At 65.0% G+C, this 14,204-nt stretch carries 17 protein-coding genes and 2 tRNA genes; 11 read left to right on the top strand and 8 right to left on the bottom strand.

All coding sequences use genetic code 11. The features are described from left to right. Positions 1–47: 47 nt before the first annotated feature. Entirely contained in the window at positions 48–1,430 is a 1,383-nt protein-coding gene (locus A3AS_RS0135195; RefSeq protein WP_018322168.1) for a serine hydrolase, read from the bottom strand. 107 nt (positions 1,431–1,537) lie between these two features. Continuing rightward, complete coding sequence (locus tag A3AS_RS0135200; protein WP_018322169.1) at positions 1,538–2,080, bottom strand: lipopolysaccharide assembly protein LapB; 543 nt, start codon at positions 2,078–2,080, stop codon at positions 1,538–1,540. 249 nt (positions 2,081–2,329) lie between these two features. Here A3AS_RS0135200 and A3AS_RS0135205 point away from each other — a divergent pair, with 249 nt between their 5' ends. The 4 genes from A3AS_RS0135205 to A3AS_RS50190 all read left to right on the top strand — a co-directional run bounded on the left by A3AS_RS0135205 (position 2,330) and on the right by A3AS_RS50190 (position 4,872). After that, entirely contained in the window at positions 2,330–2,737 is a 408-nt protein-coding gene (locus tag A3AS_RS0135205) for a His-rich protein BRANT (protein ID WP_018322170.1), read from the top strand. Between the two features lie 212 nt (positions 2,738–2,949). Beyond that, a complete protein-coding gene (locus A3AS_RS0135210; RefSeq protein WP_018322171.1) occupies positions 2,950–3,384 on the top strand; it encodes a hypothetical protein in 435 nt (144 codons plus the stop codon). Between the two features lie 286 nt (positions 3,385–3,670). Continuing rightward, on the top strand, positions 3,671–4,378 hold the full coding sequence (locus tag A3AS_RS0135215; RefSeq protein WP_026202698.1) for an outer membrane protein: 708 nt from the start codon (positions 3,671–3,673) through the stop codon (positions 4,376–4,378). Between the two features lie 251 nt (positions 4,379–4,629). Then, the gene (locus A3AS_RS50190; protein WP_018322173.1) at positions 4,630–4,872 is read left to right on the top strand and encodes a DUF6719 family protein; all 243 of its coding nucleotides are present in this window, start codon (positions 4,630–4,632) and stop codon (positions 4,870–4,872) included. Between the two features lie 27 nt (positions 4,873–4,899). On the opposite strand, the gene A3AS_RS0135225 is transcribed toward A3AS_RS50190, so the two are convergent. After that, positions 4,900–5,154 carry a hypothetical protein gene (locus A3AS_RS0135225; protein WP_018322174.1) on the bottom strand — a complete coding sequence of 85 codons (255 nt, stop codon included), beginning with the start codon at positions 5,152–5,154 and terminating at the stop codon, positions 4,900–4,902. Positions 5,155–5,459: 305 nt separating this feature from the next. Continuing rightward, entirely contained in the window at positions 5,460–5,834 is a 375-nt protein-coding gene (locus A3AS_RS0135235) for a hypothetical protein (RefSeq protein WP_018322176.1), read from the bottom strand. Here A3AS_RS0135235 and A3AS_RS47885 point away from each other — a divergent pair. Continuing rightward, a complete protein-coding gene (locus tag A3AS_RS47885) occupies positions 5,833–6,099 on the top strand; it encodes a hypothetical protein (protein ID WP_143109081.1) in 267 nt (88 codons plus the stop codon). The two genes, A3AS_RS0135235 and A3AS_RS47885, sit on opposite strands and share 2 nt — an antisense overlap. A 3-nt stretch (positions 6,100–6,102) precedes the next feature. On the opposite strand, the gene A3AS_RS0135245 is transcribed toward A3AS_RS47885, so the two are convergent. Then, a complete protein-coding gene (locus A3AS_RS0135245; RefSeq protein WP_018322178.1) occupies positions 6,103–6,303 on the bottom strand; it encodes a hypothetical protein in 201 nt (66 codons plus the stop codon). Positions 6,304–6,549: 246 nt separating this feature from the next. Here A3AS_RS0135245 and A3AS_RS0135250 point away from each other — a divergent pair, with 246 nt between their 5' ends. From A3AS_RS0135250 to A3AS_RS0135270, 4 genes are all read left to right on the top strand, one after another. Further along, complete coding sequence (locus tag A3AS_RS0135250) at positions 6,550–8,247, top strand: methyl-accepting chemotaxis protein (protein WP_018322179.1); 1,698 nt, start codon at positions 6,550–6,552, stop codon at positions 8,245–8,247. Between the two features lie 195 nt (positions 8,248–8,442). Then, positions 8,443–9,156 carry a class I SAM-dependent methyltransferase gene (locus A3AS_RS0135260; protein WP_018322181.1) on the top strand — a complete coding sequence of 238 codons (714 nt, stop codon included), beginning with the start codon at positions 8,443–8,445 and terminating at the stop codon, positions 9,154–9,156. Positions 9,157–9,255: 99 nt separating this feature from the next. Further along, complete coding sequence (locus tag A3AS_RS0135265) at positions 9,256–11,088, top strand: PQQ-binding-like beta-propeller repeat protein (RefSeq protein ID WP_018322182.1); 1,833 nt, start codon at positions 9,256–9,258, stop codon at positions 11,086–11,088. Positions 11,089–11,324: 236 nt separating this feature from the next. After that, positions 11,325–11,738: a GFA family protein gene (locus tag A3AS_RS0135270; RefSeq protein ID WP_018322183.1), complete on the top strand. Its 414-nt coding sequence runs from the start codon at positions 11,325–11,327 to the stop codon at positions 11,736–11,738. Positions 11,739–11,756: 18 nt separating this feature from the next. Here the strand turns inward: A3AS_RS0135270 and A3AS_RS0135275 are convergent. Next, positions 11,757–11,831, bottom strand: a tRNA-Thr gene (locus A3AS_RS0135275). A 164-nt stretch (positions 11,832–11,995) separates the two neighbouring features. Continuing rightward, a complete protein-coding gene (locus A3AS_RS0135280; protein WP_018322184.1) occupies positions 11,996–12,490 on the bottom strand; it encodes a hypothetical protein in 495 nt (164 codons plus the stop codon). A 282-nt stretch (positions 12,491–12,772) separates the two neighbouring features. Here A3AS_RS0135280 and A3AS_RS0135285 point away from each other — a divergent pair, with 282 nt between their 5' ends. Together A3AS_RS0135285 and A3AS_RS0135290 are read left to right on the top strand one after the other, a co-directional pair. Beyond that, complete coding sequence (locus A3AS_RS0135285; RefSeq protein ID WP_018322185.1) at positions 12,773–13,258, top strand: hypothetical protein; 486 nt, start codon at positions 12,773–12,775, stop codon at positions 13,256–13,258. Between the two features lie 43 nt (positions 13,259–13,301). Beyond that, positions 13,302–13,793 carry a hypothetical protein gene (locus tag A3AS_RS0135290; RefSeq protein WP_018322186.1) on the top strand — a complete coding sequence of 164 codons (492 nt, stop codon included), beginning with the start codon at positions 13,302–13,304 and terminating at the stop codon, positions 13,791–13,793. A gap of 211 nt (positions 13,794–14,004) precedes the next feature. Here the strand turns inward: A3AS_RS0135290 and A3AS_RS0135295 are convergent. Next, positions 14,005–14,090, bottom strand: a tRNA-Tyr gene (locus A3AS_RS0135295). Between the last annotated feature and the right edge of the window lie 114 nt (positions 14,091–14,204).

Raw genomic sequence — 14,204 nt, forward strand, 5'->3', positions numbered from 1 at the left:
TGATCCGGAAAAGTGTATAGCGGTTTTCCGATAGGATCATGCTCCGATTAAAGAGGCCTCCGTTTGCGCGGCGGATAGCGGCGCGCGATCTCCTTCGCGACGACGCCTGCGGGCTTGACGTTGGCGCCGGCGATCCAGACCTCGCTGATCCTGCCGCGCTTGTCGCGGATCCGGCGCACCGGCTCGCCATGGCTGGAATAGCCGGCAGCCCAGGCGAGCTTGCCGGTGTCGCGGCCGGTGACCTCGATCTCGGCGGCATCCATGAACGGATTGTTGAATTGCGGATTGGCGACGAGCACGCGGTTGCCTATCGGCACGAGGTCGCTCGCGCCCCAGATCGTCCACCAGCGGCCGGTCCAGTCGCGCAGGCGCCGGTCGGCCGTGCCGCGCGTCTTGAACACGCGCAAGATCTGCATCGCGCCGTCCATCCAGAACGGCGCCGCGCCGTCGATGGAGTTGCTGAGGATGCTGATCGTGAGCTCGCAAGCGGGGATGGCGCAGGTCCGGGAGATGTAGCCCTGAAAGCCGCCGCCATGGCCGAACCAGTCCCAGCCGTCGGTCTTGCCGGCATTGACGCCGAGGCCGTAATAGCCCTCGAAGCTCTGCGGAATGCGCCAATGGTGTCGCGTCATCTCGCGGCGGCTCGCGACCGAGAGCACGCTCTTCTTCGCATTGGGCGCAAGCTGCGCGAAGAAGCGTGCGGTGTCGCCGGCAGTCGCAACGAAGCCTGCAGCGGACGCCATCGCCTGTGCGGGATTGTCGCCGGCGATCACGCATCGCTCGCCGAATGGCAGCTTTCGCGTATGGCCGCGCGCGAACGACGCGCCTTTGGGCAGCGGCGCGTCCGGCTCGGTTGCGCGCAGGCCCGCAGGCTCGACGATCTCGCGCTTGATCCAGGCTGAGTAGGGTTGCTTCGTCACCGCCTCGATGACGAGGCCGAGCAGGCCAAAGCCGTGATTGGAATATTTGAAGCGGGTGCCGGGCTCGATCGCGGTCGGCAGCTTCAATTCCGCAAGTAACTCTTTCGCGTTGAGATAGGAACGGCGGTCGATGAACTGGCCGGAATCGGCGCCGTCGCGCGTCAGACCCGCGCTGTGCGAGAGCACCTGTGCAATCGTGGTCTCGGCGACGCGCGGATGCAGCCCGCCGACATATTGGCCGACCGTGTCGTCGAGCCGGAGCTTGCGCTGCTCGCGCAGCTTCATGATGCCGGCCGAGGTGAAGGTCTTGGAATGGGAGGCGATGCGGAAGCGGTGGCGCGGGGTGAGCTTCTCGCCGGTGTCGAGATTGGCAAGGCCGAACGCATGCTCGGCGACGATCTCGCCGCGATGGGCGAATGCGACGATGACGCCTGGCTGCTGGATCGTCGTCAGTTGGAATTCGATCCAGGAGCCGATGTAGTCGATCGCGGATCGCAGCCACGGGTCCATTGCACACCAATTTAGTGGGAAAATCGATGCGAGAGGCTAGCCGAGAAAGCCGAACGGGCACAACCGAAAGGTTGTGCCCGTTCGCTGCGTTCGAAGATGCGATTGTCTTAGTAGACCAGCGTCGCGCCGGTTGGCTTGTCGAGCGCTGTGGCGAGCGAGCGATACTCGGAGCTGTCGGTGCCGGCGAGCGAGGCGATCTTGTTCAGATGATACTGCGCCTGTTCGCGATTGCCCTGCTCGAGCTGCCAGAGGCCGTAATACTGCCAGGTGCGGACGTGGTTCGGATCGTCCTTCAGCGCCAGCTCGTAATAGACCTTCGACGACTGGTAGTCGCCGAGCTTGCGATAGGAGTAGCCGATCAGGTTGGCGACGTCGGCGACGTCGTCGCGCTTGAGCGACTTCAACTGATCGATCGCGCCGGTGTAGTCGTGGTTGTCGTAGATCGCGGTATAGGCGGTGCGATAGACGGCGAGGAATTTGGGATCGCTGACCGAAGAGCTCTTCTTCTTGCCCTTCTTGGAGGAGGAGTCCGACTTCGGCGGCGGCGAGGGCTCGTCACTGCCGGCGGCATAGGCGCTGGACAGCACCGGCGCGGTCGCCAGCGACATGGCGACCAATCCCGGCACGACAAGCATTGAGAGTTTGCGCATCTAAATTCTCCCGTATGGAACGTGGCGATCCTACACGATTGCCCGAAGACCGGAACACCCGTCTGGCGAAAACATTCCCGCTCCGCACGATCTATTCGCCAGGGCGCGGATGACAAACTTGTCATCCAGATGAACGGAAGCCTGCAGGGGGCTTCAGACAGGGTTCAGCGCGCCGCCCCTAGGCTCCCACCCACGATCGACGGGTAGGGGAGAGGGCGCCGCCTCAAGATCCTTCCAGAGGAGACCACCATGCTGAAGACCATTTCCGCAGCCTTGCTCGCAGCTTCCGTGATCGCAGACCCGGCCTTCGCTGCCGAGGCCGGCAAGACCACTACGGCCCCGGTGATCAAGGCGGACCAGAGCCAGACCAAGGCCCCGACCACTGCCGCGAAACCGGACACCGGCATCAAGGCCGATGCGAAGGCGGTCGATGCCAAGACCGACGCGAAGGCCGGCGACGTCAAGCCCGCCGACGTCAAGGCGGACGCCAAGGTGGATAGCAAGTCGAAGGCGCTGAATGCCAACGCAGCGGTTACGCCCGACGAGCACAAGACCGTGCGCTCCCATCGCCATCACCACAAGCATCTGTCGGCGAAGAAATCGCTGAAGGCGCAGCCGGACCTGACCAAGCCGGCAACCACCGAGAAGCGCAGCTAACGACTGATCCTCTCGCGGCGGCATCCCAAGCATTGCCCCGCCGCCGCGTCAGGACGTCAGGCCCGGCCCGTCGTCTCGGCGCCTTGCGCGAAAGCGAAAGACGCCGGCGGCGGGACGGTGCGTGCGTCGCAACGCCCCGGGGACGCGAATTCCCTTTGCGCGACCTTGCGGCTAGAACGTCCCCTTAGTCTGTTCGAGCGGGAGCGGGATCTGTGGGGCGATTGGCGAAACGTGCGGCGAGCCTGGCATCGGTCCTGTTGTTGCCGCTGGCGCTCGCGGCATGTTTCGGCAGCGACGGTGATCGTCCAACCATCATCGGTGGGACCCAGGCCGGAGGGCCGCAGCCGTTTCCGGACAATTTCCGCGGCGACATTCCGGCACTGATGCGCACCTATCTGAACAACCCGGTCGGCGTGCGTGAGGCCAGCATGGCCGAGCCGGTCCAGCGCGAGGTCGGCGGCCGGCAGTTCTATGTGAGCTGCCTGCACTTCACCCCGCGCGAGACCGATGGCAGCTACAAGGCCATGCGGGAACGCGCTGTGATCTTCGTCAACGGACGCGCGGACCGCGTCGTCGACCGCACGAGCGAGCTCTGCGCCGGCGCGGTTTACGTACCCTTTCCGGAACTCGAAAAGATGACGCGGTAGCGCAAAGCCCGTCTTCATCGCCGGGTGCTAGAACGATAACTGCCGGAGCCGCGGATCACATTTCGGCGAGCTTTGAACGGGTTGGTTTGACCTCGCGACAAATTGTTACAGCAGGTGCTGCGCAGACGACAAGAATAGTCGGTGCAGGACGACAGGACGGAACAAAATCGCGTTGTTGCCCCTCCGTCACAGTCACGAGCGATCAACGTTCCGGCATCGCCGCGAAGCAACCCAATTCACGCCACGTTGTTTCCTGAGTGTCGTAAATGAAAGAACGGGGATGATCATGAAATCGATTTTGCTGGGTGCAGCTGCTCTGCTTGCGCTGGCCGCGCCGGCGGCAGCCGCGGACATGCAGCCGCGCACCTACGCCAAGGCCCCGGCCTATACGCCGCCGCAGCTAATTTATAACTGGACCGGTTTTTACATCGGCGGCCATGTCGGCGGCGCGTTTGCCGGCGACAGCAGCTTCCAGTCCAGCGACGCCCGCTTCCTCGGCGGCGTGCAAGGCGGCTTCGACTACCAGTTCGCGCCCAACTGGGTGGTGGGTATCGAGGCCCAGTATTCCTGGCTGCCGACCAACAACAACGGTGTCACGTTCCCGCTGGGCACGCAGGTGACCTCCAACACCGACCAGCTCGGGTCGGTGACCGGCCGTGTCGGCTACACCTGGGGTCCGGCGCTGCTCTACGCCAAGGGCGGTTACGCCTGGCGCAATGGCGGCCTAGGCGTCAATGTCGCAGGCGTGCCGCAGGGCTTCACCACCACCGGCAACAGCAAGGACGGCTACACCGTCGGCGCCGGCCTCGAATACATGTTCGCGCCGAGCTGGTCGGCCAAGGCCGAGTACCAGTACTACAATTTCGGCAGCACCACCTTCACCTCCGGCCCGGCCGACATCGTCGGCGTTCGCGGCCGGGAAGACGAGCATACCGTCAAGGTCGGTGTGAACTACCGCTTCGGCTGGGGCGGTCCGGCGGCCTCGCGCTACTGACCCTCCACCGCGACCACGCTCTGGAAAGGCCGGCTTCCCGCCGGCCTTTCGTTTGTCAGCCTCTTGCCTGTCGGCCCCATGTTTGCTTTGCATGAACCATCTGGCGCGTCATTTGCAGGAAAACATTCCGGCGGGCGCCTTCTCACGCGCGTCATGGGACTTGGGTAAAGCAAAAATAATTTTTGCGGCTTACGGAACTCGCGCTCCGGAAAGCGTTATATGAGAATTACCGGGCTGGTGGGACGACGGACATGCGTATCTTGGTGTCGGCGGTGGTGCTCTCGTGCTTTATCTGCCTGCCGTGCTCTGCACAGACAATCCTCAAATCAGAGCCCTTGATGCTGGCACCTTACGAGGTGGCTTTCGTCAAGGACGCGTCCTGCCCGTCGGGCAAGGTGCTCAAGGTCACCGGCGCGATCCGCGGGCTGCATCGCCGCAAGGCCTGCGTGGCGCTGGCCGGTGAGCAGGCCTCGCTGGCAACCGCAACGCCCTGATCGCTTGGCGGCCTCCGCCGCCAGATGTCACGGATTCAGCTCGAGCTCCATTTTCGACTGGCGGTCGGCCTCGGCCTTGTTTCGCGCGGGGTCCTCACCCTGCGCGACCCGGCAGGGCTTGATCTCGTAGTCGTTGTCGAGCACCCGGCGCGGCCCAGGACGGTCCTCGTCGGCGCTGACGTCGACGACCAGGCCGCTCCTATACGCGAGCTTCCAGACGTCGGATTCACTCGGATAGGCCTTGCTGATCTGGGCGTCGTTGCAGAACAAGGCGTAGGGCATTCTTCCCGCTCCCGGAAAGCGCATTAACGACCTCATGGGCCGGCGGTTCCGGGGGGCAGGCGATCACGGGGCCGTGATCGGGCTGCCGGGGCCCCTGAGTCCTTAACGAGTCCTGAATCGGGAAAAAAAGAATCCTTGGGACTCGTTTGGCGGAATCAGCGGATGTTTTCCGCCATGACGAGCGACCTGAAGACCTCCTGCGGGCACATGCTCCTGCCGCTGACGCTGGCGTTATTCGGCGCCTGCGCGGCCAATCTTTGGCTGGTGTGGTCCTGGCTGTAGGCCCCTCTGACGGGAGGGGGGCCTTATTTTCTGGCCGGTGGGGCCGGGGCGTCGTGGATGGCGGCGCGCAATCTGGTCAGGGTTTCGGCACAATATTCCTCGCGCTCGCGCTCGAACCGCTCCTGATGCTTGCGGAAATTGGCGATGCGGGCCTGCATCTCGCTGCGGAAATCACCGATCGCCCGCGGTGGCGGCAGAGGCGTGGGTGGGGGCGGTACCGGAGCTTGCGGCAGCTCGATCTCGACTGCGGCGGCCTTCACGGCAACGATTTCGACCGCGACGGTCGTGGCAACCGAGGTCCCGTCCGGCTGAAGGACGTCATCCTTTCTGCCAGTTACCGATTGGACGAAGGCCAGTGTCTGCGCGATCAGTGCGTCGCGTTCCGCGATCCATTTCATGATCCACCTCAGCCGGCCCCATTCCAGCAAAGCGGCTGCGCCGAATCAAGGCGGTAAACAGGGGATTGCATATTTTTCCCGGTCACCCGACATTAGTCGGATGGATTCCGGAAAAGAACGGTCGGACGAAGTGGAGGGCCTGAGGCTCATCCGCGCGTTCTTGTCGCTACCGCCCGACAAGCGGGCGGAGGTGATCGCGTTCGTCGAGGAATTGGCGCGTGCGCATGGCCGGCCCGAGGAGGGCACGCAGGCGTCGCCAAGGTGAGCGCTATCGCTGGCGCGGATTGATGTTGGGCTCGAACGGTGCGCCAACCACCCGGACCGGTGTCTGAACCGGTGTCCGGGTGACGTCGATCACGGCTGTCTCCGCGACCCGCTTTTCGGGGGCCGGCGAAAGCATCGGCTCCAACAACGTCAATGTCCCGGCCACGGCGACACAGCACAACGCCACCGTCGCCAGCAGAAACATATTTCGGTTTTCTTCCCTGATCCGCATGGGTCGACAACGGCTGACGCGGAGGCTCGGTTCCGGGCTGGCAATGCCGATCGCGCGACCGAAAACGGGCCGAAGCTTACGCCAGGCTTACGCCGAAGCGCAGAAGGATTATTTTTGCGTAAGAATACCCGGGCGAATTGAGGTTAAATCTTAACATCCGCCGGTTCCAATGCACGGTGCTGGGATTATCGCCGGCAGCACCATCATTGGACGGCACAAATGAGCTTTTTGAACAATCTGAAGATCGTCTGGAAGGTCGCGTTGATCGTGACCGTGATGGGGTGTGCGATGATCGCCGTCGCGGCCTTTGGCGTGCGCGAACTTTCCGCGACCGTCGACGGTTTCGGCGAGCTCTCCGCCGCGCAATCTTCCTCTCTCAACCTCACCCGCGCCCAGCGCCGCGCCGAGACCTACCACGCGGCGCTCTATGCGGTGTTCACCGAGGCAACTGAGGCGGGCAATGCCAAACGCCTCAAGACCGCGACCCAGAACCGCGACGAAATCCGTCAATTCCTCGATGCAGCCGAGCAGGACGACCCATCGCGCGCCGGCGAGCTGAAGAGCATCGGCGACCAGTTGAAAGCCGCCTTCACCGGCTGCGATCCGGTGCTCCAGGCCGGCTCACAGGCCAGCAGCACGGAAGAGAATGCCAGGGCAGCCGAGCGCGCGCACAAGGAGTGCGATCCCCTGATCGATGCGGCCCTGCTGCGCATCGCCAAATTCACGACCGAAACCGGTCAGGCTGTGGCCAAGCGAAAGGACGCCATCAACCGCGACGCTCACGCCGCGACCTGGACCGTGATCGGCGTCAGCGCCGGAGGCCTGATCCTGGGCATTGCGATCGCGCTGTTCATCGGCCTCAAGGCGATGTCGCAGCCGATCGCCCGGCTCAAGCTCGCCATGGAGGGGCTCGCCCGCAACGATCTCAAGACCGAGGTGCCCGAGAAGGACCGGCGCGACGAGATCGGCGACATGGCCAAGACGGTCGAAGTGTTCAAGACCAATGCACTGGAAGTCGAGCGTCTCAAGGCTGCACAGCTCGAAGCCGAGAAGCAGGCTGCCGGGCAACGCCGCCGCGACATGGTCAACCTCGCCGACGGCTTTGAACGTGCAGTCGGCGAAATCATCGACACGGTCGGATCCGCCTCCACCGAGCTCGAAGCATCGTCCTCGACGCTGGCGACCACCGCGCAGCGCGCGCAGGAGCTGACCTCGGTCGTCGCAGTCGCGTCCGGCGAAGCCACCGGCAACGTACAGTCGGTCGCGACCGCCACGGAGGAGCTGTCCTCCTCGGTCAACGAGATCAGCCGGCAGGTGCAGGAATCGGCGCGAATGGCGGGCGAAGCCGTCGCCCAGGCCCGCACCACGACGGAGCGGGTCAGCGAGCTCTCGGTTGCCGCGACGCGGATCGGCGACGTCGTCGAGCTCATCAACACCATTGCCGGCCAGACCAACCTTTTGGCACTGAACGCCACGATCGAAGCGGCGCGGGCGGGCGAGGCCGGCCGCGGTTTCGCGGTCGTCGCTTCTGAGGTGAAGACGCTGGCCGAGCAGACCGCGAAGGCGACCGGCGAGATCAGCCAGCAGATCTCCGGCATTCAGACCGCGACCCAGGAATCCGTCAACGCGATCCGCGATATCTCGATGACCATCGAGCGGCTGTCGGAGGTGTCTTCGACCATTGCCGCGGCCGTCGAGGAGCAGGGTGCCGCGACCCAGGAGATCTCACGCAACGTCCAGCAGGCCGCTCACGGCACCCAGCAGGTCTCCACGAACATCACCGACGTGCAGCGCGGCGCGGCCGAGACCGGCTCGGCCTCCTCGCAGGTGCTCTCGACCGCCAAGATGCTGGCGAGCGACAGCAACCGGCTGAAGGACGAGGTCGGGAAATTCCTGCGGACGGTGCGCACGGCGTAAGTCCGTCGGCATCCGTCCGTCGCGCGTCTTAGAGCGCCAGCAGACAAGCGAGCACGAACACCAACAGCACGGCCGTCATGACGACGGCCGTCACCGCGCCAGCGGCGATCCTGGCCTTCTCTGTCGGGGTGGTGGAGCGCATCGGACGCGAGTATAGCGTGTTTGCACCGGAATCTCGACCTTGAGTCCGATCCCATGATCTCCAATCGTCCTCCCGTGCTCGCCCACGAACGCTTCGTCGCCGACCGCGACAATTTCTCGGGACTAGATCTCGCCGCGCGGTTCGAACGGATCGAGCGGACGAACCTTTGGGGCGCTCCCGACTCGGTGTCGGGCCTCGGCTCGGAGGACTCGGCCACCGCCGCGATCCGGGAGGCGCTTCCTTCGTTGCTGCAACGGCTCGGCGCGCGCTCGCTGCTCGATGCGCCCTGCGGCGATGCCGGCTGGATCGGCCGCCTCAATCTCGATCTCGATTACATCGGCATCGACATCGTGCGGTCGCTGATCGAGACCAACAACGCGCGTGCGGCGCGCGGCGAATTGTCCGGCCGATTCCTGGTGGCCGATATCACGTGCGATGCATTGCCGCGCGCCGATCTGATCCTGTGCCGGGACTGCCTGGTGCATCTGAGTTTTCAGAACATCGCCCGCGTGATCGCCCGCTTTCGCGAGAGCGGCGCGCAATTCCTGCTCGCCACGACGTTTCCGGAGTGGGAGGAAAACCGCGATTGCGAGGATGGCGACTGGCGCGCGCTCAACATGACGAAGGCGCCGTTCGACTGGCCGGTGCCGCGCGAATTGATCGATGAGCGCTGTGAGGAGGGCGATGGCGGCTGGCGCGACAAGAGCCTCGGGCTCTGGCGGCTGGATGAGTTGCCGGGTCGCGTCCGCACGGCCACGGATGTGTGACAGCTGCGGGCGGAACGTCCATTGCATCTGTGATCGCCCCGGCGATAGACTTTGGGTTGTGGAGCGATCTCGTATCGCGATGACCTGCCGGAGCCCACCATGAGAGCACGTGCTGTCCTGGCCGCGTTGTTGATCTGGTGCAGCGCGCCGGCGCTGGCCCAGCAGGAGGGGGCCGCGCTCTATGCCGCGCATTGCGCGCAATGCCACGACGGCGATGTGCAGACCCGCGTGCCGGGCCGCGGCGCCCTACAGGCGATGTCGTTCGACCATGTGCTGGCGGCGTTGACCTCCGGCAGCATGGCGGCGATGGCAAAGGATCGCAGCGACGCGGAACGCCGCGCGATAGCGTCCTTCGTCACCGGCAAGATCGCGACCGGCGGCGTTGCGGCCGACGCGGAAGGTCGTTGTACGCAGCAGGCCAGCGGTTTTCCGCAAGCCCTTGACGGTCCGCGCTGGAACGGATGGGGCGTCGACACCAACAACAGCCGATTCCAGCCCGCCGACATGGCGGGGCTGACGGCGGAACAGGTGCCGCGCCTGCGGTTGAAATGGGCCTATGCATTCCCCGGCGCCTCGGTGTCGTTTGCGCCGCCGACCATCGTGGGCGGAATGCTGTTCATCGGCGGCACCGATCGCAAGGTGCACGCGCTCGACGCGCGCAGCGGCTGCACGCTGTGGACGCTGGCGATCGATGCGGCGGTGCGCGCCGCGATCAGCTTTGCGCCGCTTCCTGGCTCCGACCAGTTCGCGATCTTCTTCGGCGATTTGCGCGCCAACGTCTACGCCGTGAACGCGCTGACCGGCGCGCTGATCTGGAAGACGAAGGTCGAGGAGCACGCGGCCGCGCGCATCACCGGAGCGCCGACGCTGCATTCCGGCGTGCTCTACGTGCCGGTGTCCTCGATCGAGGAAGCGGCCGGCTCGCAGGCCAGCTACGAATGCTGCACCTTCCGCGGCAGCGTGGTGGCGCTGGACGCGGCGACCGGCAAGCTGGTCTGGCAGGCCTATACGATTCCGGAAGTGCCGCATCCGACCGGCAAGAGTGCGAGGGGCACGCAGCTCTTCGGTCCGTCCGGCGCCGCGATCTGGTCGGCGCCGACGATCGATGCGAAGCGGGGCGCCGTCTATGTGGCGACCAGCAATTCATACTCGAACCCGCCGGCGGCGACCGCTGATGCGATCCTCGCGTTCGAGCTCGCAACCGGGAAGCTGCTCTGGAAGCAGCAGGCGACGCCGAAGGATGCCTTTGTCGTGGCGTGCTTCACCGCGGACAAGTCCAATTGTCCGGAGGATCACGGACCCGATCACGATTTCGGCCAGTCGCCGATCCTCGTCACCTTGCGTGATGGCAGACGCATGCTCGTCATCGCGCAGAAATCCGGCGTCGTGCACGCGCTCGATCCCGACGACGGCGGCAAGATCCTGTGGCAGACCCGGATCGGGAAGGGCGGTGCGCTCGGCGGCAGCGAATGGGGCTCGGCCGCGGACGGCGAGCGCATCTATGTCGCCAACTCCGACGTGCGCTTCATGCGTGACGGCACGCGGCAGCTCGATTCCACGCAAGGCGGCGGCCTGTTCGGCCTCGACCTCGCCAGCGGCAAGATTGCCATGGAAGTGCCGCCGGTCGCCTGCGGCGACCGCCCCAAATGCAGCCCCGCGCTCTCGGCAGCGGTGAGCCTGATCCCGGGCGTGGTGTTCTCCGGCGGCGTCAGCGGCTTCCTGCGCGCCTATGCCACCGACGGCAAGCTGCTCTGGGAGTTCGACACCGCGCAGGATTTCAAGGCCGTGAACGGCGTCCCCGCCCATGGCGGCGCGATCGACGGCCCCGGGCCGGTCATCGCCGGCGGCATGCTTTACACCAATTCCGGCTACGGCCAATGGAGCGGCGTCGCCGGCAACGTGCTGCTGGCGTTCGAGGTGGGGACGGAGTGAGCGTCACGAGTTCGCTCTCGTGTCCCGGACGCGCTGCAAATGCCTTCAGCGTTGCGGCGCTGAGCCGGGACCCAGAAAGCGGCACGGAGGAATGCGGCGCGATGGGCCCCCGCTCTGCAGCGCATCGCCGAGGAGGCGCTGCACTGCGTCCGGGGCACAGGTCGGGGCTGCTTCGTCAACCTCGTCATCGGCGCCTCCCTTTCAACTTGCATCCCGACCAACGAGGAGAGAATTCGATGATCGATGCCAGATGCAGCTGCGGTGCTCTCGCGCTGTCGCTTCCGGAACCATCGCGCCTCGTCGTCGCCTGTCATTGTGTTGATTGTCAGCGACGAACCGGCGCGCCGTTCGGCGTCGGCGCCTTCTATCCAGTGGAGACCGTCACCATTACAGGGACGCCAAAGCCGTACGTCCGGACAGCCGCAAGCGGCGGCAAGGTCAGCAGCTATTTTTGTCCCGACTGCGGCTCGACGGTTTATTGGCAAGCCGAGAATTTGCCTGCGATGATCGCCGTCGCCGTCGGCGCGATCGCAAATCCCGATTTTCCACCGCCGATCAGATCGGTGTTCGAGCAGTCGAAACACGGCTGGGTGGAGATGTCAGGCGCCGAGCATTTCCAGCAAGGTAGCGCGCCGAAGCGTTCGAGCTGAGAGCTGTACGCCAGACGCTGGTGCCGGCTGAGGGGATTGAACCCCCGACCTTCGGTTTACAAAACCGCTGCTCTACCGCTGAGCTAAGCCGGCGACGCCTGGAGACGGGCAGGGCCGGCATGGGCCGGGGTGTCCACCCGTTGCGCGCCGCAATACCAGACTTGATCGGAAAGCGCCACAACCGGAAACGTCGTGGCCGCAGACATGAATCAGGCGGCCCGAAGGCCGCCTGATCTCTCGCATCGATTTAGACCGCCTTATTGGCAGATGTGCCGGCGGCCGTCTGCGCCCTTGAACCAGGTGCCGGGCGTGCAGACGAAGCCGTTACGCTGGGCGTAGGTGCGGGTGTCCCAGCCACGATTGTCCCAGCCGCGGTTGTCCCACGAATTGTCGTAGGCGTAGGAATTGTCCCAGGCGCGGAACGGCGCGCTGGCAATCGCGCCCGCGGTGCCGATCGCAGCGCCGGCTACGCCGGCCGCAACGTCGGTCGGCCAGAAGCCGGTGCGGCTCCTGTTCCAGTCGTTATTCCAGTCGCCATTGGCCTGACGGTAGGAATTGGTTTCACGGTAAGACACGCGGCGATGGCGCGATCCGCGATCGGTGTATGGATTGCCGGGGCCGAGATTCTGGCAATTGGCGTTGGGGAATTGCGCCGAGCAGCGTCCGGGTTCGTTGACGACCGCCTGCGCCATGGCCGAGCCTGCCAGCATGGTCGCCGCAATCGCCGTCGCTCCAAGAAGTTTGATGTTCATGGTTGTTGGCTCCCATTTTGTTGACGGGGGCTAAACGCTTGCGACGCCGGACGTTCCGATGAAACCGGTGGATTTTCTCGCAACCGGCGGTCAAACCGATGTGAGCAGCCGCGGTTCCGCTTGGCGAAGCCACATGCCGTTAATGCTTCGCTAGTCCGCCTTGCAGCATTTGAGTGGCGCGCAATCCTTACACATTAGGCTTACCGGAATTTGGTGAGCGGGCCTTAACCCTCTCTGCGCCGCGATCGGATAGGTTGCCGCCGCATAACCGGGGTCCCCCTCATGCGCGTTGTGGCGCTCGCTGCCTTTCTGATCGGACTGCCCGCGACGGCGTTTGCCGACGGCGGCTTCGATATCGTCGTTCCCGGCCGGCCCGGCGTGCCGATCATCATCAACAACATCGACGCGTCCTATGCCGTGGTCGAGGGTGTCTGGGGCCTGGGCAAGAACCATCAGGTGCAGCCCACTATCTATGGCGGGCGCTATATCGCCGAGCGGCAGCCTGCCGACGTTGGCCATTATTATCCGACGCTGGGCCTGCGGCCCGGCTACGGCCGGCTCGAGGTCGAGCCGCCCGCGAACCGCAAATTGCCGAAGCCCGCCGAGAGCTATCACCAGAGCTGGGGCGCGCAATCGGCGCCGCTGCCGCCGCAGATGGACGTGCCCGTCGATCCGCCGCCGGTGATCCTCGCGCCTGAAATCAACGATCGTCCGCGGCCACCGCGACCGCGGCCGCATGTCCAAGTCCCCGGCAAGCCGCCGGGTTAAGAAACGTCAAAATTCAACAAACGAAAATCAACAGGAGAGAGTAATGCGTCAAATGATTTCGGGACTGGTTGCGGCGGCTGCCGTGATGTTCGCCGCCACCGGGCCCGCTGCGGCCTGCGGCTTCACCAGCTGCGCGCCCGTCGCGCCGGTCTATACCGGCTGCAACACCGGCTGCGGCGGCTATGGTTATGGATACGGCTATGGCTATGGCGCCTATGAGCGTCTCGCCGAGCCGACCACGCAGTACTACTACGTCAACCAGGGCCCGACCTACACCGGTCCGGGCGCGTTCGCGCCGTATCCGACCTACCGTGAAGACGCGGTTGTCGCGCCCGCCAATTATGGCTACGGCTATCGCGCCGCCGTGGCCCCCTATCACCGCCCGTACTACCGTCCGTATCGCTACGGCTACGGCCCGCGCTACGGCTATCTGCCGCGCGTGCACTACGGCCATGGTCCGCGCTACGGCTACGCCCATCGCCACGCGCCGGCGCCGTACTACGGCGGCCACCGCGTGCTGCGCCGCTACTACTGATCCCTGATCGGTTGAGCTAACGAGACGCCCGTTCGCGCGATGCGGACGGGCGTTTTGTTTTTTTGCGACGTGCGCGTGGTCGCGATTGGAATCGATCGGGGCTGTCAGCCCGCCTACGCCTGCCGGCTACGGCGTGGCAGCCTTCGCTCGCTTCGCTGAATGATGTTCTGGATTGGCTTGCCGAGCCGTAGCTCGCGAAGCGAGCGAAGGCTGGTGGGGGAGGCAGGACTCGAACCTGCGAAGCCATGAGGCGGCTGATTTACAGTCAGCTCCCTTTGCCACTCGGGACACTCCCCCGCTCGACGGCAGCACAATCGGGCCGGACCTTGCCGGCGACCGAAGACGGCCATGGAACGTGAAGGCCGCGACAGCCCGGATGGGGGCGCGACCGGGCGCGGTTATGGGCGATCC

This window comes from Bradyrhizobium sp. WSM2793 (assembly GCF_000379585.1).
GTDB lineage: Bacteria > Pseudomonadota > Alphaproteobacteria > Rhizobiales > Xanthobacteraceae > Bradyrhizobium.